This is a genomic window from Mesorhizobium sp. LjNodule214, assembly GCF_964252735.1.
Lineage (GTDB): Bacteria > Pseudomonadota > Alphaproteobacteria > Rhizobiales > Rhizobiaceae > Mesorhizobium.
Genome location: NZ_CAXUPE020000004.1, coordinates 269650 through 294148, shown reverse-complemented (window position 1 = coordinate 294148; position 24499 = coordinate 269650). Strand labels below are relative to the sequence as shown.

Sequence of the window (24499 nt, the reverse complement as noted above, 5' to 3'; positions counted from 1 at the left end):
CACGCTGTGATTAAGGTCCTGGTCGTCGAAGACGATGCAGATACGGCCGATGAGATCGTCGACGAATTCTGTGCGGCGGGGTTCGAAGTCGAGCACGCCGCGACCGGGCCGGACGGGTTGACTAAAGCCAAAACCCAGGCCTTTGACGTGATCACGCTCGATCGCCTACTGCCTGGCCTAGACGGTCTGAGCCTTCTCGAAAGCTTGCGCGGAGGCGGCGTGGATACGCCGGTTATGGTCCTCAGTGCACTGTCCAGTGTTGACGAGCGCATAAGAGGATTGCGGGCGGGCGGCGACGACTACCTCGTGAAACCGTTCTCGCTGGCTGAACTGCGGACGCGCATCGAGGTGCTGGCGCGCCGCACTCCCGATCAGCGAGCCACGGTCCTGCGGCTCGCCGACCTGGAACTTGACCTTTTGACCCGCACGGTACGACGCGGTACCCGCATCGTCGAACTCGTACCGCGCGAGATCACCCTGCTCGAATATCTGCTTCGGCATGCCGAGCAAGTCGTCACGCGAGGGATGCTTTTCGAGCATGTCTGGCACTATCGCTTCGATCCAGGAACGAACCTCGTCGACGTTCATATCGGCCGGTTGCGCCGTAAGATCGATCTGGCAGATGAGTTGCCGCTGATCCATACGATTCGTGGTCGGGGGTTTGTCCTTCGTGCACAGGACTAGGATCTTCCAAACGGCCAGCTTCCGCCGCACGATCGGCGCGGCGGGGATCCTTGCCCTCGCGCTTCTGCTGATGGCTGGGTTTTTCTACAGGGAGACAGTTGGCTATCTCACCAAACAGATCGACGATTCGCTGATCGGCGACGCGCGTTCTTTCGCACGGGATGATCCGGCATCCCTTCCAGCCCGCATCGAGAAAGCATTGGCTATCGACAAGCGGCAGGAAAAGGCCTTCGGCATCTTCTCAGCCGATCGCACGCGGCTCGCCGGTAACATCGCAATACTGCCATCAACATTGCCGGAGCTCGATATCCCGACAACTCTGGTGCTGTCCCTGGACAACGGTGCGGAGAAGCGATCGGAGAGCGTACGCGGCGTCGCGACCATCCTCACCAATGGCAGCATACTTTTACTGGGGCGTGCAACGGCATCGCTGGACGAAATAAAAGAAATCGTCGCTAGGGCCATGGCGCTCGCAATCATCCCTGCGATCGCGCTTTCGTTGATCGGCGGGCTGGTGATGAGCCGGGCGATGTTACGGCGCGTCGAGGCTGTGCGCCGAGCCTGTAGTTCCATCATGGAGGGCCATTTCGACCGAAGATTGCCGGTTCATAAGCGCCAAGACGAATTCGACAAGCTGTCGGTGATCGTCAACACGATGCTGGACGAGATCGAGCGGCTCATAGCGGAAGTGAAAGGGGTCGGCGATTCCATTGCCCATGACCTCCGAACGCCGCTGACGCGCTTGCGCGCACGCCTTGAGCGCAGTTTGCGTGCAATTTCGGGTGATGCACCTGTCAAGGCTGCGATGCAGAAGTCCTTGGCGGACATCGACCAGCTGCTGGCGACGATCGCTGCCCTGATGCGGATTGCCGAGGTGGAGCAGAGCCGCCGCCGTGAGAATTTTTCACGTGTCGATCTCGGCGACATCGTGACCGCGTTGGCTGAATTCTATGGGCCGATCGCAGAAGAAGGCGGCCTCGATTTCGCAGTCGTTTGCCAGCCGGCGGTGCCGATAGACGCTGATGGCGACTTGCTGTTCGAGGCGCTAGCTAATCTCGTCGACAACGCAATAAAATTCACCCCGCCGGGCGGGCGGGTCGGGCTCGAGCTTGTTGGCACGCCGACAGCAGCGGTCGTGCGGGTTTGGGATACGGGACCCGGCATTCCCTTCGAGGAGCGGGGCAACGTGCTCCGGCGCTTCTATCGCCTCGACCGCAGCCGCCATGATCCGGGATATGGGCTCGGATTGAGCCTTGTCGCAGCCATAGCGCGGCTGCATCAATTTTCATTAAGCCTTCGCGATCACGAGGGCGGCGGACTGAGTGCTGAACTATCCTGTCCGGCAGCCCGAGTGAGTAATAGGCTTTGATAAAAAGGGCGATGTGATGGCGACGTCAAGTCCGGGCTTTTAGAGCCTCACTTTCGGCAGAGTCGGCGTAGTGCGGCCATGGACATCCCGGCGTCTCCTGGGACCGTGTTGACGTGAATTTCGGTCGGCACGAAGGGTGCGTTTACCATCCGCTTCATTGGGCTCTCGCACCACCAACGCGCATGCGACAATCGCGCCCTCCGCCAACGACGGCGCTCCCCAGCCGTAGGGAATCGCTCTGTTGTCTGAGGGGATCAAACGCGCTTTGACCTATTTCGGCTTTCCGTCCAACAGCCATGCGCGACACTCCACGCAGCAGGTCGTAACCAGCATAATATCACAGCGAATGGAACGCCAACGCGCAAATTTTCCTTCCGAAAATCCTGGATCGACGCAGGCAGTAATCCCGTTCGCCGCCGCTATCCCCTTGTGCACTCGCCGAGCGTGTTTACTGTAATCGGTTCCAGGTCTGAGGAAGGCTATTGCACGAGGTGCCGGAACGCAGCCACCACATCCTCATAGACCTTGCGCTTGAACGGCACGATCAGGCCCGGCAGATCCTGCATAGGCCGCCATGCCCATCTGTCGAATTCGGCCGTATGCCCCCGCCAGGAGGTGGATTGATCTCGATTTCGCTGACATTACCATGGAAGCAGTAGGCGAACCATTTTTGCGTCTGGCCGCGATAACGTCCCTTCAGCGCCGATGAATTCGTCCGGCAAATCATAGTTGATCCAACCCGGCGCCTCGGCTAACAGCGAGACGCTGCGCGCAGCGGCTCCTCGCCCTTGTCGATGCCGCCTTGCGGCATTTGCCACAGTTGCGTTGCACCGGCATATTCATTGTCCTGTTCTGCATTGCGGCGCCCGACCAGACCAGGCCGTCGATACTGAGGATCATCAACCCGACACAGGGACGATAAGGCAGCGTTTCGCGATCGACGCGAAGGGGCGGCGTGTCGTCAGTCCATGTGCCGCTGCTTCTTGCGGCTGTTGGCTTGCGAGAACAGCCTCCCCATCAACTTGATAAACATCGTCACGGAATCATCGGTAAGCTTCTGGCCGAGTTTGATGACCTGCGCCACGATCAGGGCGTGCTGACGGCTGGCGTTGAAGTCGTTGGCCAGCCATGCTGGCGTGGCATTGCCTTCGTATATCATCTGATCCCAACGTCCCGAAGAAATGCGGACATGTAACGCGGGGTCGATCTCCAGCGTCGGCAGAAACGTGATCCGCTCGGTCAGTCCAACCAGGTTTGACGCTCCAGGCGCTTCTGACGCTGATCTCAACCAATGAAAGCGCGTTTGACTGATCGTCGGGTCGACCTCCAAACACACGTCCAACGATGCAAGCCGATCAGCTGGTATCGCTTCGATCAGTGGCCCCTCTGCCCGTCGCCGGGCAATGGCCCGCGCCGTGATCCCCATCCGCTCAATGATGTTGGCTGCCGGGAGCAGCGAATTTCGATTGCGGAACTCCGCTGCGATGACGCCAGCTATCGAAGCACCCGCGTCTGTTGTTGAGGCTTTCTCGATTGCCGACAGCAATGCGGCACGCCGATCTTCGGCTGTTGCGTTTCGCTTCTGCAAATAACCCAGGAGGTGAGCAAGGTGATTGCTGCGGGTTTCCTCACGACGAGCATACAACCTGAACATGCAAAGTTGGATCGCAAAGCCGAGCTGATTGTGTTCACGGCGCCGTAGCTGGATTTCCATCAAATCGGCCGGCGAAGGAGAATAGTGGAGGGTCAGACTGGCTTCACCGGAATGTCGAATAGCGCTTTTCGCTCGTGTTCTTTGAGAAGCGCTCGTCGGGCCACTTTCCACTCCACTCCAGATCGGTCGTGGCAAAGCCTCTGTCCAAAGCGGCGTAACGGTACAAGACGCAAATGGCGTATCGACAGCGAGCATCCGGGCGTTCACTCTCCGTTCGACCTTAGCGCGTTGTTTAGCGTACTTTCAACGTAATGCCCTCGTTTAGACTCGGAGCTGATCCTTCCCGGTCTATCACCAGGATTTGGCTCGCGACCCGGCACCGGCGGTTCGTCTTTGTGCGGCGAATCCTCCTGTGTCATCCAGGCCGCATCAACTCGGCCATCAGGCTTCTCACGACTTATGCATGCGATTCCCACTTTTTATTAGCATTCGGCGCGAACCCGCACGCTGCGCTAAACCTGCGAAAGAACCCTTGATTGTTGCCGCTAAAGCTTATTGTCCTCTTGAGCGTTCTCTGCTTCTCGTGGAAGACGCTAAATCCGCTCGTGCGTTATTGCCGGCCAGCAAAGGCTGCGGGTCGGCGGTGAGGGTGTCGAGGGGCGGCGGGCGTTCCCCTTCACTCAATGGTGCCGCCGGCGCCTGGATGATTTCCACGACGCCGCCCCCGCGATCGTAGCCGGTTTTATGATCATCGTGCATGCGCTGCGGTGTTGGGGACATGCTGATGGCTGTGCCGGAAGCACCGGAGACACGTGAACCCTCGGCAGCGGGCAGAGCGGCTTCTCTGTCGCTGCACAGGAAAGCGTAGAGTTCCTTCACGCAAATGCGGGCGTCCTTCTTGTCTTTTTGAAAGGGCGGGACGAGGGGCAACCTGATGTCGGCCTTTTGGTAGGACGGACTGCGCTCTTCGTACAGCTGGTCAACCTTCTGCTCGATGTCGGCGCCTTGCAGCAGCGGCCGGCTGGTGTCCTTCTTGAGGCGCCTGCGGAGCTCTTTCAGATCGGTGTCGAGCCAGATCGACCTCGCCTTGTTAAGAATCAGGGCTTGATTGGACTCCTTGCCAAAACAGCCTCCGCCGCTTGCGATGACGATGGCCCCTCTCTCCAACTGCTTGGCGAGCTCTTTGGTCTCCAGGTCCCTGAAGTGCGCCTCGCCGCGGTCAGGGTCGGCGAACATCTCCATCAGATTGCCGTGCTCGGCGACGATACGCTTATCGATGTCGACAAACTCCACCCCCAACTCCTTGGCAAGCTGAGCGCCGATGGTCGACTTGCCGCTCGCCGGCATGCCGACGAGCACGACCGGCCGGGTACCGAGGGCCGCGAGGATCTCGCCGGCTTGCGGCGAGCGAGCGACCGCAATCTGTTGTCTTGCGACGGTGGGCGACCTGGAGGTCCCTGCCGCCCTCGACCTGCTTTCTCCTGACGAGCCCCAGTGTAATATCTCCCAGGCACCACGGGGAATGGGGACCTCCTTGCATTCGCTCTGCGCGCGCTGCGCGAGCTCGGCCCGGTAACTGTCCGGCGTATGGAACTCGACCTCGAAGCGATAGTCCTGCGCGGTTCTGAAGGCAGTGTGAACGCCCCGTAACCCCGGCGTGTCCTTCTTGATGAACCAGTTGGTGGTCTCGACCTCGCTGCAGTCCCGCTCCTCGAAGGCCAGTGCCGCCTTCCTGAAGGCGCGCGTAAAAGCCTCGTCCGGGATCTCGAAGACATGGCGCACGGCATTGGTGACCAGTTGGGCCTCCGGCGCGTTCACGCTCTGATCGGTCAACTCGTCGGCTATCCAGACCTGCCCGCGCGACCGTTGATCCAGATGCGGCACCTTCACCTCGATGCCGTCCTGCCGCAAAAGCTCGGCAACCGCATGCACAGTTTCTTTAATCGCGCTTTCTTGCGCTTCGGCGGGGGCGGCTTCGAGCCTGGCGCGCTCCTGGGCCTGTTCGCTGCTCAGCGTTATCCTGCTGGCGCGGTCGTCGTCGGCCGAGATTGCTAAGGCGCTGGGCAGGATGCGCTTTTCGACGGCGAGGCTGATCGAGGCCTCCATGACCGAGGCCGCCAGCGTGGGGTTGTCCTTCAGATTTGCCAGGCTGCCATCGACGTCGAACAGGCCCTGGTGGAGCTTTGCCGCCTGCGCCTTGACATAGGGCGCCGACTTGAAGCCCGGCCTCCGCTCCAAGAGCCGCTGCAATCCGGTGGTTTTTTGCATGAACATCCGCGCACCGGTATCGGACTTGTAGGCGTCAGTGCCGACCTTGATGCCGACGCTCAACAGATTGATGGCGCTTTCATGCAGATCGTCCGGTTTGTAGCCGTCGGGCTGCGGATCAATGCGCGGCTGGTAGCAGTTGAGCAGGAAATCGATGCGCTTCCTGGCGTCAGCGGTTGCCGGATAGGATTCGCTGAGTTGCGGGAAGAGCGCGCCGGCGTCGGCGCTGACGGCAGGCTTCGCGCCGGTTGAGGCCACGGATAGCGCTAACTGCTGCTTGACGTCCGACTGCTCATGAGCCGGCTCGCTATTGAGCTGCAGGTTCCAGTCCTGGAGCTCGGCCACTAGCAACCCGGCCAGTTCGCAGGCCACCGGATGCCTGGCGGCCTTTCTGTCTTCCCCCGCCCTGGCGATGAGCTCATTGAGGGTCTGGCCATCTGGCCGATCTTCCTGCAACAGTGCGCGGATGTCGGCCTTGAGCTCATGATGAATTCCCTCGTAGGTGCCGAAGATGGCACGCTCGGCAAACCAGCGTTGCGCCTCCAGCGGCTGCGCCAGCAGGTCGCGCTGCAGGCAGCTGTAGGTCTCCAGCACCAGCCCGGTGGCCGACAGGATCTGCTTGGACCGGCTGAACTGGTAGCCGCCTTTCTCAATGGCCGGCGTGTGCGACTTCGGCGGCTTCATCGAGGCGATGCCGCGCGCCTGCAGCTGCGCGTCGAACTGGCGCACATGCTCGTAAAGACGAGGCTGGTCGCCGATGATGACGACCGGGTCGCCGTCAAAATCGCCGTCGAGCATTTTTTGTTCGACGCTCGGAACCGCAACCAAAGAGCCGGGCGCGAACACCTCCGTCGCCTGCAGGATGCCGACGCACTCGAGCGCGGTGTCGGCCTTGACCCGGTCCTTTTTCTCCAGCCAGCGCGAATGGCACTTTACGTCCTCGGCAGACATCACCACCCCGCGCTCGGCGAAGGCCGCTGGCCACATTTCGTCGGGCACAACGATCAAGATGCCTTTGGCAAAGAAGGTCGGGTCGTCGGCGGCAAGCCCAGCCTCCGACCTGTGCGCGACGTTGAAGCTGTATTGGAAGGCCACGCACCGATCCAGGAACGCCGCGGTCCGATCGTCATCGCGCGCCGACCTGACCCGGTCGGCGGCGAACGGGCGCAGGTTGGGCTTGTCATAGGGGGAGCGTCCGACAAGCACGCCAGCGTCACGGGTCAAGTTCTTGCTCTTGCCCGTCGGCACATGCAGGCATTCGTCGCTGGACGGCACGGCGATAGCGCCCGGACCCTCGATATGCCCGCCCGTGACCGTCCGGAACAGCTCCTCGGCGGTGAGGCTTTGATGGGTTTCGAGCCAAGCCAGAGCCTTCTCGCGGGTCTCCTGTGCCACCTCGACGCTGCGCGGATAATGTTGCAGCGCCGAGGGCGGTACCGCCGATTGCCTTTTATCGGCATAGGCAGGCATCCGCTCGGGAGCGTCGTGGCTAGCCCGGGCAATGGACGGCATGCGCTCGGCCAGTGAGGCCTTGATGAAGCCGCAGCCGTCATGCGGCCGCAAGGCGATCTCGCCGTCTCGCCCCTCTAACCGGAAGGGATGCACTGCGCCTGCGGGGCGGTCGGGCAGAAGGGACAGCTTGAAGCACCCTTCCAGCGCATAATCATGCGGGCCAATGTCGGGGATGCCCGGCGGCGCAGCAAATCCGCGGCGCTGGGTATAGTAATAGGCTTCCTTGAACGGCGCCCAGTCCCGCGACAGCTGCTCAAAGGCCGTACCCGGAGCCGTCTCGGCATAGGGGATCGCCAAAAGCTTGCCGCTTGGGGCCTCTGCGGCCGTGAAGGGCAGGTGAGAGGCAAGCTGGTTCAGGCTCTTTTGCGGCGGCTTCAGTTTGCTGCCGCCGAACAGGTCCATGCGGTAGGGCACTCCCTCCAGTGTGAACGTGCGTGTCAGCATGGCGCCAGTCGGAGTTCCCTTTAGCTGCACCGCCACCACCTTCACCGAGCCCGAGGTCAAGCGGTGGAAAATGGAATATCGCAACTCGGCTTCGCTGGCCAGCGGCCGGCCTTGCATGTCGACCACCGGCAGCCGCATCAGTCCGGCATCGCCTTGCGGCGGTTTCGGCTCGTGGTCCATGGCCTTAAGGACGCCATGGACATCGAAGCTGGCGGCTGCATGCTGGGCCTGGATCATCGATGCGTTCTGCGCCATGAAGGTGTCGAGCGCTTCGAGCGGCTCCTTCGCCTCGATCTCGGCGATCACGCTCCAGCTCATGTGGGAAAGGTCGGCGTAGATGAGGGCGCGGGAACTGTCCAGGATCTGCCTGGTCTTGCCGTGCAGCTCTTCCTGCCTGGCCTGCAAGGCGCGCTCGTCGCCGTCGACATAGGGCCGCCGATAGAGCGTCTCCAGCACCGCCCGGGTCTTGAGCACCTGATAGATCGAAAGCGCCGGGCAGCGGCTTGAATTGGCGTCGCTGGTGCGCTCGGCCTGGCCTCGTTTGAGATGGGCATCGATCTTGTGTTCCACCACCGGCTGGATGGCGTTGAGCAGGTTCAGCGTCGATTTGCGGTGCCAGCGCAACACCGGCTTCGGGCTGCGAGCTAGTGGCAGCAGGGAGGCGCAAAGATTGCCCATCGTCTCGAGGTTGTTGTCGAGCTTAAACCCGGGAGCGGCACGTAACACCTCGAGCCTGTCCAGCCCCGGCTGTGCCAGCGCACCGAAATCGTCCGACAACTGCGCCTTGCCCAACGCCTTGAATATGCTCGCGATGGCATGGACATCGGCCTGCTGCAGCCGATCCTCAGCATATTGGAGGTAGTGCGCCAGCTGATGCAGCCGGTCCTTCAGCAAGGCGGGTTCCGCGACCTCGCCGGCGGTCTCTCCCTCCTCGATACCGCGCGACAGACCGTTGGCGATCCTGGCTAGCGCAGGCGTGCTGAAAGTACTGAAGCGACGGCCCTTGGAACCGAGCTCGCCGGCGATGGCAACGATCCCCTTGCGTGCTTTTTCTTCTTCCGGCCACTTGCCGAAACCGTTCACCAGATTGGCCAATTTTTGATCCGAGAATCCGTCGAGATTGCCGTCGCGGGCAACCACCGCGCCGGCGATGGCAACCGTCGCTTCACGCGTCTTCTGCTGGTCCGGCCATCTGCTGAAGCCGTTCACCAAATCGGCCAACTCTGAATCCGAAAATCCGTCGAGATTGCCGTCGCGGGCAACCACCGCGCCGGCGATGGCAACCGTCGCTTCGCGCGTCTTCTGCTGGTCCGGCCATCTGCTGAAGCCGTTCACCAAATCGGCCAACTCTGAATCCGAAAATCCGTCGAGATTGCCGTCGCGGGCAACCACCGCGCCGGCGATGGCAAGCGTCTCTTCGCGCGCCTTATGCTGGTCCGACATTGCGTCGGAGATGCGATGCGGGCCTCCTTCGCTATCAGGACGCCCTTCTTGTCCGACCAACTCTCCGGTGCTGCCCATATTCCCTCTCCGATCCAGCAAAACGCATCGCCTAAAGCCTGTGAACAACAGGGCATCATTGGTTTGAGGGCGGTCACGCGAGACTGCAACGGCATGCTTGAAAGCCGCAGCATTCACGCAGCGGCAACTGCCTCGACAACGCCGCAATGAAAAGCTTCTTCGCCACTCGATCGCTTCGACATCAGGCTGAAGCTCAAAGGGCTGAGCCCTGTACAAAGGCCCGTAAATCACTGTGAACCCTACCGCTTTACGGGGAGAATCTACGGTTTTTTCATTGCGGTACAGATTGAGCGATATCGATCAGGCAGCGTTCGAAATCCAGTTCAAAAGAGCTGTCTTCGGTTTGGCGCCGACCAAGAAATCGGCCACTTCGCCGCCCTTGAAGATCGCGAGCGTCGGAATGGAGCGCACGCCCAATTGGGCGGCGAGTTCCGGGTTTTCATCGATGTTGAGCTTGGCGACCTTGATCTTGCTTTCCATCTCGACGGAGATTTCCTCGAGGCTCGGAGCAATCATCTTGCAGGGATCGCACCATTCGGCCCAGAAATCGACGACGACGGGTGCTGCGGATTCCAGAACTTCCGACTGGAAGTTATTTATATCGACTTTCACGGTAGCCATGGCTGCTCCTTCTCATCGGCCGCTCCAGTTTGCGCTTCCTCTACCGGAGCTGAAGTTCCGGCTTCATGTTGGACCCGACACTGATCCTGATCGGCAAGATCGAGATATTTCTCGCCGTGACCGAGAGCAATGGGATCCGGGGGGGGAAGTATCTGCTTCACAAGCGGCAAAATACCCGCCGTTATCAAGAAGCGTACTCAATCCACGTGATAGCCGAACGCTGTTTCCACTTTGACTGAACCTCGGGTGAGATGATGTAAGTTTTCCGAGCGGCACGTGGACCTCCGTTCAATATCGAATGCGCCGATTTGAGCGTGTCCTTTAATGAAGATCCAAAATTCTGAAGCGTCAACGTCGAAACGGGTTACACTCGTAATATGGATAGATCGGACATGCTGGACTTGGCTCGCAAGCATGGGATCTCCGAAGCGACGATCTACAATTGGAAGGCCAAATTCGGCGGCATGGACGTTTCCGAGGCGAAGCGGCTGAGGGCCTTGGAAAAGGAGAACGCGAAGCTGAAGAAGCTTCTGGCTGAGCAGATGCTCGACGCGGCCGCCCTTCGCGAGCTGCTTTCAAAAAATGTTGACCCGCCCCGTGTAAGGGTCGTTTCGATCAGGACGATGCATGTCGCACTGCACTTAAATGTAAGATTGCGCCGACCTCTCGCGACCACTGTACCTAATGATGAGATTCAATGCCCCTGAGTCTCAATTCACCTGCAGCGGCTGAGAGTTTCTCGAAGCGGACATGCCGGCGCCGATTGCAACGAATCGCGTGTAATGGGGGCCAAGCGTTTGACGCTTGAGTTCTGAGACTAACGTGGGCCCTGCTCGATAGACGATTGAGATACCAGCGAGCAGCGCCATGCGAAGTCCGATAGGCAAGATGGGTCTTGCAATCCTGGGTCTTGGGAGACCCCGTTCGGCTACAAGCTCATCGAAACCTTGAACGACGGCGCCAAGGATGGTGGAGTTGCCTATCGATGCCTTATGACGGGAGGGCTTTGGGCATCGTCTGATGAGCAGTAATCGGGCGATATCGATTGGCGATACCCCACCGACAGATGCTCCCCTCAGCGACTCACTGGATGGCATCTACCCAAAGATCCTCGAACGGCGATAAGCTGCTTGTGGGGGCAGATGCTCCCTCCTTCTTATCTTGCTGCCGTTGCCTGCAAACTGGACAGGTTATTCGCCAACCCTCGATCCAGCTTCGCTGTACCGCAGTTGCGGCTCCTCGCAAGCTGTTTTGCTCGGAGCATGCGATGCAGCATTGAATGGCTCTTGGCGCGACGAACCGCGCTGCCGATTGTGGGAACCCAGACGTTGTCATTGCCAAGATTGTCGAAGATTCGGATCGAAACAGCCTCGCAATGTGAACGGCGGCGGTTGGCCTCAGGTGTGTATCGGCTTGCCACAAAGATGTTGCCTCCGGAATGGCATGGCGAAGCATCGTGAGCGGTGGGACGCCATAGAAATCGGCATGACGCGTGATCCACGACGACAGGAGCTCATCTGGGACGGGTTTGAGAATGACTGAAAGCGGCCTTGTGCCGCTGAGCTCTCGGATCATGCGTACGCTGTTTCGGCGCTAATTGGTGGTCGCCAACTTTCCACTGCTTCATCGGTGATATGCTCTAAGCCGCTCTCAATCGACTCGGCTGCCAGGCTCGTGATCGCTTGGAAAATATTTGCAGTGATGCCGCCGCTGATCTGCAGAATTCGGCGTAGAGATTTCGGCGTCAGCACCGTCGGTCGGCGAAGCGGCATATTCCGCAAAATGGACGAAACTAGTGCTTCGAACTGTTCGTTGGCCGCCCACCTATTCAAGGTCAGCTCGCCGAATCGGCGGGCAAGCTGTACGTCGCCACTTATCGCTTCGCGCGCTTCGATTACGCCGAAGCAAACTAGGGAGATCTGAAGCCGATTGCTGAGAAATCGCAACGTGTTCAGCACGACCCGCTGTTCGCGGTACGAGCCGGCGAGAATGTTATGGACTTCATCGATCACAAGAACGTGGACGCCGACCGTTTTCAGAAACCGCAACGCCGCTTGCTCCATCTGCACGATGTCGGCGCGGGGTGCTTGTGGCGCGCCAAGCGCAGCCAGGATCCCGGCATATAAACGGCGCTCACCTGGCTTCCCGGTCATCTCGATTGCCAGGACCGGTATAGCCTGTACGCCGGTCGTCGGATCAAATCGGGAGGGGTTGTTGTCGCAGAATTTTTCCAGGATCATCGTCTTGCCCATGCCACTGTCGCCGTAGATGGCCACCGAGGGCATGCGCGTGCCGCGAGGATGGTCGACCAGCAGGTTGAGACGATCGAGCGCCTGCTTGGCGCGCGGATAAAAAATCCATCGGCGAGCCTGAATTGCGCGAACTCGCACGATATCAGCCTCGCCTAGTAGGTCTTTGGCGGCCTGCGTCAGATGGACATTATCCGTGCTCAAAGGGGCTCAGTCCAGATCTTCAACGGAGGGGACAGGTTTGCTTGAATCGACGCCCCGAAGCGAGCCCACTTCATCGTCATCCACATTCGTTTTCGCAAGCCGCAGGCGTCCTTGTGTCTTATGTTTCGCCTCCTCGATCAGTTCGCGCTGCGAAAGCGCAGTACGAACAAGGACGTGCATGTCAATTTCGCGTTTGCCCTGAGCGTTGAGTTTGCGCCGGGCAGCCTGCGCCTCCCACAGCGTAATGGGCGCGAGTGTCACATCGGCATAGCGAGCCTCAACAAAGCTGCCGGAGTGACGCCTAACAAAAACGCGCGACAAATCGCGGGGGTCGTATTTCACAATCAGGCGGGCCTTGGCCCTTCCGATATCGGCGGCCAGGGCGGGAGACCAGTAGCGAATGTTGAAAAGATGGATGCCGGTCGGGCGCAACGTTCTCTCTGCCTCCGGCAGGAAGGAGATCCAGAATTGCATTCGATCGTTCGGCAGGCGCAACACCAACTCGCTCTCCTGCTGCCGCCAAACAGCAATCGGTGGCCGACGGAGCGCGCCATGGATAGCATGATGGTATTGCCCAACGATCTCGAGTGCGATGTAGCGCTCAAGCTCTCGAAGCGTCAGTGTCGCATGGCGTTTGGCATCATACTCGCGCCGTTCCTCGATGTTGCTCGAGGTCGATCCTGGCAGCAGGTGAACCGCGCCCATCTGCGTGCCAATCAACCGCTCGATGTGGCCGCCGAAATGGGGCGTCCCCGGCGGACGCCAATCGATCTGTATGCCGTTGTCCCGGCAAGCACGTTCGAATGCATGACTACGAAAACCCGCGCGGTTGTCGACATGTACCGTTCCCGGCAAACCGGCCACTGGCCACGCTTCATGGATACCCCTCTCCTGCAACCATGGCGTCTTATCGAATACTGAGTGCAGTACGCAGAGGCTTGTTGATAGTCGCGAGGGCGCCTCCATGGTCAAATAGAGGCCCGTCACCATCCGAGAAAAGACGTCCAACGCTAGTGTCAGCCAGGGCCGTCCGAGCGGCAGACGCGTTTCTTCGTCGACTACGAAAACGTCAACTTTGGTATGATCGATTTGCACAAGCTCAAGCGGCCGCGACGCCGAAAGGGCACCTGGCGTGGCCGTTGTAGCTTTGACGATCTCGCTCTCGCCGCGCTTACGCCCCCTCACCCGTAGATCGACCTCTTCAACCCGGGATTTGATGGTGCGCCAGTTTGGTGGAGTAAGGCCGGCCGCTGCGCAGGCGATTTGGACCTGGCGAACCAACTGCGCAAATGACGGGCGTGTCGGCTTGAGAAAGAAGCCTTCAATCGTTCGACGCACGAGGCCTTCTCGATCTTTATCGAGGGCGCGATGTCCCTGGCGCCGACCGCGCTTTCGGTCCATCAGTGAACTTACAGTGCCACCCGCTCGAAACAGCCTGATCATTCTGTAGAGAGTGGCCCGGCTGAGGTCTAGCTCCCACGCCAGATCCGCTACAGCCTGCCCGCTCAGGCCTTTTGGATAGCGCTCCACGAGCTTGCGGATTGCCTCTTCGCGCCGGCACGCCTCGTTCCAACGCGCTCGTTCTCCGTCATCATCATTGGTGTCGTCGCCCATGCCGCCTGCGAACAATTCAAGCTAACGTTAGACCGTCTAAATCTCACATTAACTGCAGCGAGCCAAACGCGAATCTCAAATCAAATGCAAATTCTCAAATTAAATACAAGGCTAAGAGCTTGATATTATTAGGCGAGAAGTCTCACCTTTAAATGCAGCGCGACACCCTGAACGGAGAACAGCATGAACGAAAAGCTCAAGGTCCAATCGCATCATCTCGAGCGGAGCGCTTACCTCTACATCCGACAGTCATCGATGCGACAGGTCATGGAGAATGTCGAAAGCGCCAAGCGTCAATACGATCTTCGTGGTCGCGCGATCGGGCTTGGATGGCACGACGACCAGATCACCGTCATCGACAGCGACCAGGGCGAATCCGGCGCTTCAGCGTCGTGGCGCGAAGGCTTCCAGCGCTTGGTGTCCGATGTCGGCATGGGGCGCGCGGGGATCGTCATGGGCCTCGAAGTATCTCGCCTCGCCAGAAACAACGCGGACTGGCATCGGCTGCTGGAGATCTGCGCTTTGGCCGACACGCTCATTCTCGACGAAGATGGCGTCTACGATCCGGCTAACTTCAATGACCGGCTTCTGCTGGGCCTTAAGGGCACGATGAGCGAGGCCGAGTTGCACGTTATCAAAGCCCGGTTGCGCGGTGGCATTCTCAACAAAGCACGCCGCGGCGAATATCGCTGTCCCCTTCCGACCGGCTTCATCTACAATGAGGTTGGCGGTGTGGTCCTTGATCCAGACGCTCAGATCCGGGAGATGATCACCCACTTCTTCGAGACGTTCTCGCGGGTCGGGTCGGCTACGCAGACCGTCAAGGCGTTTGCCAGGGAAGGTCTGCTCTTCCCATCCCGGTTCCGCAACAGCAAGCGGGTGGTCTTCCAACCGCTGACCACATCGGCGGCCTTACGCACGCTGCACAATCCTCGCTACGCGGGCGTCTATGCCTATGGTCAGCGTCTTTACCGCAGAACCGTCGACGGAAAGAAACAGTTCCGCAAGCGGGAGCCCAATGAATGGCTCGCATGCATCCCGGACGCCCATCCCGGCTATATCAGCTGGGAGCAGTTCCAGCACAACCTCAAGGCGCTCGAGGCCAATGGCCAAGGCTACCAGACCGCGCGCGTCTCGCCACCGCGCGAAGGCGCGGCTTTGTTGCAGGGGCGCGTCATATGCGGGCGGTGTGGCTGTCACATGAGGGCCCGTTACGTCACCAGGCGCGGTCAGGTGGACACTTGGTACGTCTGCAGCCGCGCCTACGTCTCTCGGGGTGAGCCGCACTGCCAGTCGATCGCAGGCTGGCCCGTCGACGCGGCGATCGGTGAACTGATCGCCGCGGAAATGACGCCCGCGGCCGTGGAGTTAGCTCTGGAGATCCGAAAAGAGATCGAAGCGCGCTATGACGAAGCGGACAAACTCCGGCTCCGTGCCGTCGAACGCGCCCAAATCGATGCCGATCTTGCACAGCGGCGGTTTATGCTGGTCGATCCGAACAACCGCCTGGTTGCCGGCACCCTTGAACGCGAATGGAACGACAAACTGCGCATGCTGGCTGATCTACGAGAAGAAAGAGAGAGCGCTCTACGCGAAGACCGAGCGACACTCGACGATGCAATCCGCGATCGATTGATCGCCATGACGGCCGACTTCAAAACGGTCTGGCGCGACCCCACCTTGCCGAACCGAGAACGCAAGCGGCTCCTTGCCTATCTCGTCGAAGACGTCACATTGCTCAAGTTCCAGGCCGAGGGAGAGACCCGGATGCACATCCGCTTCAGAGGCGGAAAGACCGAAACATTGATCACCCAGAACCCGAAAACCTCCGCACAGCAGGTAAAGACCCGGCCCGAGGTGGTCGAATTGGTCGACAAGCTTCTCGACGATCATATCTGCGCTGAAATCGCCGACATCCTGAATGCAAGGGGAATCCGCCCCGGCGGCTCAGCGCGGCGCGGCAAGGCTGACGCCCAGTTCAGCGACTTGCGCGTCATCTATCTCGTCAAGCAATATGGTCTGCGCTCGCGCTACGACCGGCTGCGCGAGCGGGGAATGCTGACAAAAGCAGAAGCCTGCGCAAAACTTGGAATCACCGAATGCACCCTGGTCAGATGGGCGAAGTACGGCATCGTGAAAAGACATGCCTACAACGGCTATATCGGCCTCTATGAACTGCCAGGACCGCACGTCCCAGCCAAACAGTGCAGCCGATGGAACCAGCTTGCCCATCGGGCAGAGGCCATCCGCCGACTCAACTCCTCAAAATGCTCCGATCTCGAGGAAAGGGCTGTAGTATGAAGCCAGTTAGTTTGTAAAAAGGCAGAACCCCTGGTCGTCATGCGCCAGAATCTTGATGATATGACCCTTGCGTCCACGGAAGCAGAAGATCGCGCCGGTGTGTGGATTGAGCGCGAGCACCTGCTGCACCATCCGCGCCAAGCTATTGATCCCGCGGCGCATATCGGTCGCGCCGCAACACAGGTAAATCCGGTCGGTCGGCACCACCGTGATCACCTGCTCAACTCCGCCAGGACGATGCGCAGCGCTGCCGGATCGACGGTCCCATCGATCCGCAATCGCGCGCCGTTCGCAAAGGCCACGACGATCCGGCCGGCCGGGCCCGGGCAATCGGCGACGGCGCGTTCGACCTCGGACAGATCGTTCACCTCGATCCGCGTGAAGGTGGCCATCGCCTGGTCGACATTGAGCTCGCCGCCGGCCATCTGCTTGCGCCACGTATAGAGCTGCGAAGGAGCTACGCCGAACGCTTGCGCGACCTCGGTCACCGACGACCCCGCCGCGCTCGCCAGATCGACCAACGCGCGCTTCTCCGTGCAACTCCACAGCCTTCGTTGCCGCACGCGCCCGGGCGCCGTTTTAAGATCTTCGGCCGCCGCGGCGCCGCTTAACTCGGTGACCGTATCGCCGCTTGCATGTTCCAATGTCATGGCTCGAAAACTCCATGTTCATCGGCCTATTGCAAGGTGCCTTGGCGCATCGCTTACCTTGCGCACCGCTTCAGCCATTTCCTAAAGCCCGTAGATGCGGGACGTGGTGCGGCCGGACAGCTCGCGCACGGCGCCGAGCTCGACCAGCCGGTCGAACAGGCGACGCAGGCCACGGTCGCTCATCCCGATGTTTCTGTCTCCGCGGGATGCCATGATAGCGTCCTCCGACAGCAATCTGTCGACGATGGTGTCTGCCCCTTTCGCCCGCAGTTTCGGCGCGACGGCGAGCAGCTTTTCCGCGCGACGTCCAAGATCCGCCGACAAGTCGATCGCTTGCAACGCTGCGCGCGCGTGGGCGGCAAGCACCCCATCTTGTTCCGACCCCATAAGCGAAGAGAAAGGAGCTCATTGACAGACGACAAGAGAACTCGGCGGACACGACCAACGTTGTCAGGATTGTCGACTGTGTGACAACGATCTGTATGACAAATCAACGGCATTGACTTATGCCGTTGATAAGTCGCAACAATCCGGAGGATCTCCAATCTGCGAATTTGGCACGACTTTTGAGTACCCCTCGTCGGGTGGCGGCAAGAACTTCCGACCGATTGCGCACAAAGCTTGTTCCAGCGACCGCTTTGTTCGCGTTGACGAAACGATACGACATTTCCAACCGAGGAGTGGCTATTGATCGCTCGCGGGGAGCTGCAGTCAATGTAGTTGGAGAGCCGAAATAGAGTGTCCGAACAGTTTTGTTGTGCCCCCAAAATGCATTTCCCGATCACTGCCAAAGAAGGCGCCGGGATTGAATTCTGTCGATATCTAGACCGGACTCATGGCATTGCTCAACCTCAAGAATTATTCGATCTGCTGGTTGATTTTGCGCAGAATATCGACTTCCCGTGGATCGCTTATTGCCCTCTAACATCCGGCCAAGAAACCTTAGAACAGCTCTTCCGCGATCCAACGACTATGCTAAATTATCCTAACGAATGGCGGAAGCGGTATTTCGATATGAGGTATTATAAGATAGATCCGATCATAAAGAAAATCCGACAGAGATTCGGTGCCCTTCATTGGAAGGACGTGTACGATGACGCTACCACCACTGAAGATCAACGACGCATATTCGACGAGGCTGCCATGTTTGGCCTGAGGGCCGGCGTTACGGTTCCATTACACGGTCCCAACGGAAAATTGGCCATGATGAGCTTTGCTCAAAGCTCAAACTACGACATGCCGAGTACAATCGTAAAATACTTAGAGTTATCTGCATTTAATTTCCGTCTTAGTGTTGACAAATATGAGGCCTATCGGCGCCTTGACCAAGAAGTCATCCCTCTATCTACAAGAGAAATAGAGTGTATTACCTGGGTTTCGAGAGGGAAATCGTCCTTTGTCATAGGGACTATTCTAGGTGTTTCCGAAAACACTGTCAACTTTCATATAAAAAAAGCTATGAACAAATTGAATTGTAGCAGCAGAACGGCCGCGGCTGTAAAAGCATCAAAACTCGGAATTGTCGACATCTAAACCCAACATCCATCTCCGAATGGACTGTCCGTTGGTCGATTGCCTTGCAACAGGCCGAGTTTTTTGACCAGGAGGATAAGTCAGGGCAATGAGTCCAAGTTAGCGAGGCGGGGTGAGGATTCTAGCGACTTCATCGGGGCTCGCCCTGCGAGCTTTCGCGTTGTTTTGATGGAGTATTTTGCCTTTGCCATGCGCACGGCGTTGATGGCGAAGTGGAGGACGATGCCCATGCTGTGGGTGCTATGGTGCTTTTTGGGCGCCACCGGCCCTCCTTGAAGACGACATCGAGCACCCGTTGCAGGGAGTGGTGAGTAGGCCGGAAGGATTGCACGTCCGGCCTCTCTCAGAACGGTGCGGGAGCCTCTCGACTCACGCCGCTCCCATCAAGCAAACGCGCCCACGGTTCCGTTTTGCCAATGTTGCTGGAGATTTGCGAGCCTATTGGCGGCTACCCGAATACGAAGTTCGACTTCCTCGCATATACCTTCCGGTCGCGCGTCGTGAAGAATCGAAACGGTCGAGCTTCACTCTGGCGGTCAGTGCGAAAGCTCTCAAATCCATGCGGGAGACCACGCGACAGCTGAACTACCGAAATCGAACGTCCTCTGGACCGTCGAAGGTACAGGGAGCTATCTCGGAGCAGGTCGTGCGGCACGCTTGGCGTTTGCCCAATCGCTGTGGTCGCATCGCGCCGCTGAATTCGATAGGATCACCATCTATCCCGACCGCCTAATGCTGCCCGCGGTCGCGCGCCCCAAGTCTAATCGTGGGACGCCGGCCATCGACTTTGCTCTGCGCGCTCACAACGATTCGACACACATGGCAATCCCCATGCCACCGCCGATGCACAAGGTCGCGAGCCCCTTGGAGACGCCGCGCCGCTTCATCTCGAAGAGGAGCGTGTTGAGAACGCGTGCGCCCGACGCCCCGATCGGATGGCCGATTGCGATCGCGCCGCCATTGACGTTGACGATCGACGGGTCCCAGCCGAGATCCTTGTTGACGGCGCAAGCCTGCGCCGCGAAGGCTTCGTTCGCTTCGACGAGGTCGAGGTCCCCGACGGACCAACCAGCCTTTTCCAGTGCCTTGCGCGAGGCGGGGATGGGTCCCGTCCCCATGATCTGCGGGTCGACGCCGGCCGTCGCCCAGGAGACGATGCGGGCGAGCGGCTGGATGCCGCGCCTTCCGGCCTCCGCCTCAGTCATCAGAAGCGTGGCGGCAGCACCATCATTGATGCCGGAAGCGTTACCGGCGGTAACCGTGCCGTCCTTGTCGAAAGCGGGCCGGAGCTTCGCCATCGAATCGAGCGTGGCGCCATGGCGGATATATTCATCCTGGTCGACGGTGACGTCGCCCTTCCGTGTCTTGACGATAAAGGGGACGATCTCATCGGCGAACTTGCCGGCCTTCTGGGCAGCTTCCGCCTTGTTCTGGGAGCGGAATGCGAAGTCGTCCTGCTCCTCGCGGGTCAGCTGCCATTTGCGAGCGACGTTCTCGGCGGTGAGGCCCATGTGATAGCCGTAAAAGGCATCGGTCAGGCCATCCTTGATCAACGTGTCCATCATTTTGAAGTCGCCCATCTTCACGCTGCCGCGCAGATGCGCGCAATGCGGTGCCATCGACATCGACTCCATGCCGCCGGCCACGATGATGTTCGAGTCGCCGGTCGCGATCTGCTGCATGCCGAGCGCGACCGCGCGCAAGCCTGAACCGCACAGCTGGTTCATACCCCAGGCGGTCTTTTCCTGCGGGATGCCGGCCTTCATCGCGGCCTGGCGGGTCGGGTTCTGGCCTTCGCCGGCGGGCAGCACTTGGCCGAGGATCACCTCGTCCACTTCCCCCGCATCGACGCCCGCCCGTTCGAGCACGGCCTTAATGACGGCCGCGCCCAGTTCGTGAGCCGGCGTGTCTGCGAAGGCACCGTTGAAGGACCCGACGGCAGTACGCCCGGCACTGGCGATGACGATGGATGGATTGTTGCTCATGACTTCTCCGTTCTGTTCTTTCAGTTGTCCCTACGAAAGTCCGGCCACAGCCGCGGCCCGCGCTGCGAACCTGCTCGCCAGGGGCGCAACATCCGCAGCATCTCCGGAAGCCGCGTTTCCAGCTCTTGCACGGTCGGCGATGCCAATAAAGATGACGGCGAAGCGGAAAAGCGCGAAGGCTATGTGAAACGGCGTTAGGTCCGGCGTTGGGATAGAGGAGCTGTAATAGGCTGCGATAAACTCGTGCTCTTCCGGGATCAGCATTCGCGCGCGATCAAGGCCGAGTATGCCGCCGTACTCATCCGGCGCCGTATGCCATGGCATGCAGCAGAAGCCGAGATCGGCGAGCGGGTGACCCAACGTCGAGAGTTCCCAATCGAGGATTGCGATGACTTTTGGTTCCGTGCGATGAAACAGCATATTGCCGAGGCGGAAGTCGCCATGAGCGATCGACACGCGACCGTCGTCGGCCGGCGTGTTTTCGGTCAGCCATGTTATGACGCGGTCCAGGGCCGGGACACGTTCGGAAGGTGACTGATCGTACTGGCGGGACCAGCGTGCAATTTGTCGGGCAAAATAGTCACCGTGCTTGCCGTAGTCCGATAGGCCGATCGCGGCCGGATCAATCGCATGCAGCCTAGCCATCGCATCTGCGATGGAGAAATAGAGGCTCCTCCGGTCCTGAGGCGCGGCATCTTGGAGCGAGCAGTCGTGGAAGATGCGGCCCTCCATCCGCTCCATCAGGTAGAATGGTGTGCCGACAACCGAGGTATCCTCACACAAGAGCAGGGCTCTTGGTACCGGCACATCGGTTTCTTCTAGAGCCTTCAGGACGCGATACTCCCGCTCCACCGCATGGGCCCCAGGCAAGATGGTGCCGCGAGGCTTCTTGCGCAGCACCATGCGCTGGAGACCGTGATCGACGAAAAAGGTCGGATTGGACTGCCCGCCGCCGACACGTTCGATTGACAGATGCGCCTTGCCGAACCGCCCATCGAGAAACGATCCCAGCCGTTCGGGCAGGAATTCCGTGATCAGGTCAGCCGTCATTGTTCGGCCCGCATCAGCCGCGCCTGATCCCGCAAACGGAACTTCTGAATCTTACCGGTCGCAGTCTTGGGCAGCTCGGCAAAAATGTAGTGCGCCGGTATTTTGTAACCTGCCAGATGGCCCCGGCAAAAAACGCGCAGCTCCTCAGCAGTAACCGTTGCGCTTGGTCGCAATTCGACAAAGGCCATCGGCGTCTCACCCCATTTTTCATGCGGTGCGGCAACCACAGCCGCCAAAAGCACGGCCGGGTGCCTGTGTAGGACGCTTTCAATTTCGAGGCTGGAAATGTTTTCGCCTCCCGAAATGATGATATCTTTCGAGCGGTCGCGAATTTCGATATTGCCGTCAGAGTGCCTGACAGCCAGGTCACCGGTGTGGAAGACGCCGCCGCGAAACGCCTGCTCGGTTGCGTTGGCATCGCGAAAATAGCCCGCCATCAGCGTGTTGCCCGCAATGACAATTTCGCCCATGGCTTCGCCGTTGCTTGCCACGTCTACCCCATGCTCGTCGATTACCCGCACACGCCCGGCCGTAACGTGACGGACTCCTTGTCTAGACAGTTCGACTGCCTTGGCTTCGGGCGGCAAGGCGCGCTCGTCTTTGCTCAGTTCGCGCAAGGTGGCAGGGCCATAGGATTCTGTCAGGCCATAGAGATGTGTCAGGTCGAATCCAAGCGCGTCCAGTTCGGCGATCAACGTGCTGGTGGGGGCCGCGCCTCCAGTAGCGACCAGGATCCGATTTGCGGCTACGCGCTGCTCGCGCGCAGGATGGTTCAGCATCATGTAGAGAACGACCGGCGCGCATGAGAGGTGCGTCACGCCGTACCGTTCGATGGCGGGAAAAATCAAGGACGGTTCGGGACGGTCGAGGCAGACATGCAGGCCTCCAGCGGCCGTCACGGCCCAGGTGTGGCACCAGCCATTGCAGTGGAACATTGGTAACGTCCACAAATATACGGACCTGGCACCGAGACCGAGCGACATGACGTTGCCGAGCGCGTTGAGATATGCGCCGCGATGATGATACACGACACCCTTCGGTCGCCCCGTCGTCCCGGAGGTATAATTGAGGCAGACCGGCTGCCATTCGTCTGTTATGGCGGAAAGATCGAGCGCCGGGTTGGTTCCGTCATTGGCCAGTAGGTCTACCGTCGAAACGTCTGCTGGCGACCTACCCTCGTCGGCTCCGCCGCCGAACCGGAAAAGTGGAACGTCCTGTGTCGTCGTTGCTGCCAGAGCCGTTTCGGTGCACGCGCGATCGGCGAGAAAAAGCCGGCTCTGAGAATGACGCAATATGTAGCTAACGGTTTCGGCGTCGAGGCGGGTGTTGATCGTGTTCAGGACTGCGCCGATCATCGGGATCGCGTAATGGGCGGCCAGCATTTCCGGGCGGTTAAAGGACATGACAGATACAACATCGCCAGCCGTGACGCCCCGGGCTTTCAAAAAGCGGGCAAAACGCGTTACCAGCTGTGCAAATCCCGCGTAAGTGAAGAGCTGCTCGTTCCAGACAATCGCCGGCCGCCCTGAATAAATTTCGGCCGAGCGCGCCAGGAACTCGACGGGCGTGAGCGGGACATAGTTGGCCGCCTGCGGTTTGAGATGGCTTTCCAGCTGCATGTTCTTTTCCGCTATTGCCCGACGGCCCATTTCCAGAATTCGTCTCCTTCGGCATCCAATTGGTTGTTCAGCACCATCTTGTGCACCTCGTCAGCACCGTCGACCAGGCGCGCCTGACGGGCATATCGATAGATCCACTCAACAACCGTATCCCTCGAGTATCCGCGCGCGCCATTGATTTGGAGCGCTGTGTCCGCGGCTTGATGCAGCAGGTTCGCCACATGCACTTTGGCCATTGAGATCTCCTTGCGGGCGAATGAACCCTGTTCAAGCGCCCAGGCCGCCTTCATGACCAGAAGTCGCCCAATCTCTAGCTTCATAGCGACGTCCGCCAGCATCATCTGTATCGACTCGCGGTCCGCCAGGCGCTGGCCGAAACTAGTCCGTTCCCCTGCATAGGCTCGTGCGATCTCGACGCATCGTTTTGATAGGCCTAGCCAACGCATGCAGTGGGTGAGGCGCGCTGGCCCAAGCCGGATCTGCGTGGCCTTTAGCCCTTCGCCTTCGGCCATCAGGACGTCCGCGACCGGAATTTCGAGACCGTCGAAGACCAGTTCGCAATGTCCGCCATGCTCTTCCGGCCCCATGATCTCGATGCGGCGTTCGACTCTCCAGCCTGGCTGGCTGCGGTCGAACAAGAAGGCGGTGAGGCCCTTGCGTGCATCGTCCGACGTCTTGGCAATGAGGATAAAGTGCTGTGCCTCGTCCGCGCCGGTGATGAACCACTTCCGGCCAGTGATCGTGTAGGTGTCGCCGCGCCGCACGGCGCGGGTTTGGATCATGGACGGATCGGAACCGCCCCCCGGCATCGGTTCGGTCATGGCGAATGATGAACGCACGTTGCCTTCCACGATCGGCTTTAGCCAGCGCTCCTTCTGCGCGTCGGTGCCAACGGCCTCCAGCAGCATCATGTTGCCGTCATCGGGCGCGGCGGAGTTAAATACCACCGGTCCGAAAATCGAACGGTTCATGGCCTCGTAGCAGACCGCCATGCCTATCCGGCCCAGCCCCTGTCCGCCGGTCTCCGGCTTCAATTGCAAGCACCACAGGCCTTCCGCCCGTGCTTCTGCCCGCAAGCGGTGCGCGATCTCCAGCCGGATATTCTCATGCGGATCATAGTTCGCACGGTCCGCTTCCAGCGGAATGATCTTTTCCTCGACAAACGCGCCAATGCGCGACCGAAATTCTTCTAAGCGGGGCGATATGGTGAAATCCATGATG

15 protein-coding genes and 4 pseudogenes are annotated in these 24499 nt (G+C 59.7%); 5 read left to right on the top strand and 14 right to left on the bottom strand.

Going from position 1 to position 24499, the window contains the following annotated elements; genetic code table 11:
* The first annotated feature begins 6 nt into the window (after positions 1 to 6).
* Both ACSQ3Z_RS33005 and ACSQ3Z_RS33000 read left to right on the top strand, forming a co-directional pair.
* The gene (locus tag ACSQ3Z_RS33005; RefSeq protein WP_136617742.1) at positions 7 to 684 is read left to right on the top strand and encodes a response regulator transcription factor; all 678 of its coding nucleotides are present in this window, start codon (positions 7 to 9) and stop codon (positions 682 to 684) included.
* Complete coding sequence (locus tag ACSQ3Z_RS33000; protein WP_244748510.1) at positions 671 to 2053, top strand: sensor histidine kinase; 1383 nt, start codon at positions 671 to 673, stop codon at positions 2051 to 2053. Before ACSQ3Z_RS33005 ends, ACSQ3Z_RS33000 begins: the two co-directional genes overlap by 14 nt.
* A 479-nt stretch (positions 2054 to 2532) precedes the next feature.
* Here the strand turns inward: ACSQ3Z_RS33000 and ACSQ3Z_RS32995 are convergent.
* The 4 genes and pseudogenes from ACSQ3Z_RS32995 to trxA form a co-directional block, all read right to left on the bottom strand.
* Positions 2533 to 2953, bottom strand: a pseudogene (locus ACSQ3Z_RS32995) (RNA pyrophosphohydrolase).
* A 64-nt stretch (positions 2954 to 3017) separates the two neighbouring features.
* Positions 3018 to 3962, bottom strand: a pseudogene (locus ACSQ3Z_RS32990) (DUF4158 domain-containing protein); the annotation flags it as partial.
* A gap of 297 nt (positions 3963 to 4259) precedes the next feature.
* Positions 4260 to 9452 carry a shikimate kinase gene (locus ACSQ3Z_RS32985; RefSeq protein WP_436175367.1) on the bottom strand — a complete coding sequence of 1731 codons (5193 nt, stop codon included), beginning with the start codon at positions 9450 to 9452 and terminating at the stop codon, positions 4260 to 4262.
* A 300-nt stretch (positions 9453 to 9752) separates the two neighbouring features.
* The gene (gene trxA / locus ACSQ3Z_RS32980) at positions 9753 to 10073 is read right to left on the bottom strand and encodes a thioredoxin (RefSeq protein ID WP_136620859.1); all 321 of its coding nucleotides are present in this window, start codon (positions 10071 to 10073) and stop codon (positions 9753 to 9755) included.
* 398 nt (positions 10074 to 10471) lie between these two features.
* Between trxA and ACSQ3Z_RS32975 the strand changes: the two are divergent.
* Positions 10472 to 10664, top strand: a pseudogene (locus ACSQ3Z_RS32975) (transposase); the annotation flags it as partial.
* 492 nt (positions 10665 to 11156) lie between these two features.
* Here ACSQ3Z_RS32975 and ACSQ3Z_RS32970 read toward each other — a convergent pair.
* From ACSQ3Z_RS32970 to ACSQ3Z_RS32960, 3 genes are read right to left on the bottom strand one after another with little or no spacing between them, the layout of a single operon-like run.
* On the bottom strand, positions 11157 to 11648 hold the full coding sequence (locus ACSQ3Z_RS32970; protein ID WP_436175366.1) for a TniQ family protein: 492 nt from the start codon (positions 11646 to 11648) through the stop codon (positions 11157 to 11159).
* Positions 11645 to 12526, bottom strand: a complete 882-nt coding sequence (locus ACSQ3Z_RS32965; protein WP_436175365.1) for a TniB family NTP-binding protein — start codon at positions 12524 to 12526, stop codon at positions 11645 to 11647. Before ACSQ3Z_RS32965 ends, ACSQ3Z_RS32970 begins: the two co-directional genes overlap by 4 nt.
* A gap of 6 nt (positions 12527 to 12532) precedes the next feature.
* Positions 12533 to 14140 carry a Mu transposase C-terminal domain-containing protein gene (locus tag ACSQ3Z_RS32960; protein WP_436175364.1) on the bottom strand — a complete coding sequence of 536 codons (1608 nt, stop codon included), beginning with the start codon at positions 14138 to 14140 and terminating at the stop codon, positions 12533 to 12535.
* 183 nt (positions 14141 to 14323) lie between these two features.
* Between ACSQ3Z_RS32960 and ACSQ3Z_RS32955 the strand changes: the two genes are divergently transcribed.
* Positions 14324 to 16441, top strand: coding sequence for a recombinase family protein (locus ACSQ3Z_RS32955; RefSeq protein WP_436175363.1), 2118 nt, complete (start codon positions 14324 to 14326; stop codon positions 16439 to 16441).
* A gap of 6 nt (positions 16442 to 16447) precedes the next feature.
* Here the strand turns inward: ACSQ3Z_RS32955 and tnpB are convergent, their stop codons facing one another.
* The 3 genes and pseudogenes from tnpB to ACSQ3Z_RS32940 form a co-directional block, all read right to left on the bottom strand.
* Complete coding sequence (gene tnpB, locus ACSQ3Z_RS32950) at positions 16448 to 16657, bottom strand: IS66 family insertion sequence element accessory protein TnpB (RefSeq protein WP_258580929.1); 210 nt, start codon at positions 16655 to 16657, stop codon at positions 16448 to 16450.
* The gene (gene tnpA / locus ACSQ3Z_RS32945) at positions 16654 to 17091 is read right to left on the bottom strand and encodes an IS66-like element accessory protein TnpA (RefSeq protein ID WP_436175362.1); all 438 of its coding nucleotides are present in this window, start codon (positions 17089 to 17091) and stop codon (positions 16654 to 16656) included. Before tnpA ends, tnpB begins: the two co-directional genes overlap by 4 nt.
* Before the next feature lie 81 nt (positions 17092 to 17172).
* Positions 17173 to 17460: pseudogene (locus ACSQ3Z_RS32940) on the bottom strand (DUF1403 family protein); the annotation flags it as partial.
* 369 nt (positions 17461 to 17829) lie between these two features.
* On the opposite strand from ACSQ3Z_RS32940, the gene ACSQ3Z_RS32935 reads away from it, so the two are divergent.
* Positions 17830 to 18624, top strand: a complete 795-nt coding sequence (locus ACSQ3Z_RS32935; protein ID WP_436175361.1) for a LuxR family transcriptional regulator — start codon at positions 17830 to 17832, stop codon at positions 18622 to 18624.
* Positions 18625 to 19424: 800 nt separating this feature from the next.
* Here ACSQ3Z_RS32935 and ACSQ3Z_RS32930 read toward each other — a convergent pair.
* The 4 genes from ACSQ3Z_RS32930 to ACSQ3Z_RS32915 are packed head-to-tail and all read right to left on the bottom strand — an operon-like array spanning position 19425 to position 24495.
* Positions 19425 to 20609 carry an acetyl-CoA C-acetyltransferase gene (locus tag ACSQ3Z_RS32930; protein ID WP_436175360.1) on the bottom strand — a complete coding sequence of 395 codons (1185 nt, stop codon included), beginning with the start codon at positions 20607 to 20609 and terminating at the stop codon, positions 19425 to 19427.
* Positions 20610 to 20639: 30 nt separating this feature from the next.
* Complete coding sequence (locus ACSQ3Z_RS32925; RefSeq protein ID WP_436175359.1) at positions 20640 to 21659, bottom strand: phosphotransferase family protein; 1020 nt, start codon at positions 21657 to 21659, stop codon at positions 20640 to 20642.
* Positions 21656 to 23278: an AMP-binding protein gene (locus tag ACSQ3Z_RS32920; RefSeq protein WP_436175358.1), complete on the bottom strand. Its 1623-nt coding sequence runs from the start codon at positions 23276 to 23278 to the stop codon at positions 21656 to 21658. The genes ACSQ3Z_RS32925 and ACSQ3Z_RS32920 overlap by 4 nt, the downstream gene beginning before the upstream one ends.
* A gap of 11 nt (positions 23279 to 23289) precedes the next feature.
* A complete protein-coding gene (locus ACSQ3Z_RS32915) occupies positions 23290 to 24495 on the bottom strand; it encodes an acyl-CoA dehydrogenase family protein (RefSeq protein ID WP_436175357.1) in 1206 nt (401 codons plus the stop codon).
* Positions 24496 to 24499: the final 4 nt, after the last annotated feature.

Bases quoted from the DNA above. Each gene is read 5' to 3' on its own strand.
- ACSQ3Z_RS32985 (WP_436175367.1), bottom strand. From the start codon at position 9,452: ATGGGCAGCACCGGAGAGTTGGTCGGACAAGAAGGGCGTCCTGATAGC.
- ACSQ3Z_RS32955 (WP_436175363.1), top strand. From the start codon at position 14,324: ATGAACGAAAAGCTCAAGGTCCAATCGCATCATCTCGAGCGGAGCGCT.
- ACSQ3Z_RS32920 (WP_436175358.1), bottom strand. From the start codon at position 23,278: ATGCAGCTGGAAAGCCATCTCAAACCGCAGGCGGCCAACTATGTCCCG.
- ACSQ3Z_RS32925 (WP_436175359.1), bottom strand. From the start codon at position 21,659: ATGACGGCTGACCTGATCACGGAATTCCTGCCCGAACGGCTGGGATCG.
- trxA (WP_136620859.1), bottom strand. From the start codon at position 10,073: ATGGCTACCGTGAAAGTCGATATAAATAACTTCCAGTCGGAAGTTCTG.
- ACSQ3Z_RS32930 (WP_436175360.1), bottom strand. From the start codon at position 20,609: ATGAGCAACAATCCATCCATCGTCATCGCCAGTGCCGGGCGTACTGCC.
- ACSQ3Z_RS32915 (WP_436175357.1), bottom strand. From the start codon at position 24,495: ATGGATTTCACCATATCGCCCCGCTTAGAAGAATTTCGGTCGCGCATT.
- ACSQ3Z_RS32960 (WP_436175364.1), bottom strand. From the start codon at position 14,140: ATGGGCGACGACACCAATGATGATGACGGAGAACGAGCGCGTTGGAAC.
- ACSQ3Z_RS32970 (WP_436175366.1), bottom strand. From the start codon at position 11,648: ATGATCCGAGAGCTCAGCGGCACAAGGCCGCTTTCAGTCATTCTCAAA.
- tnpA (WP_436175362.1), bottom strand. From the start codon at position 17,091: ATGACATTGGAACATGCAAGCGGCGATACGGTCACCGAGTTAAGCGGC.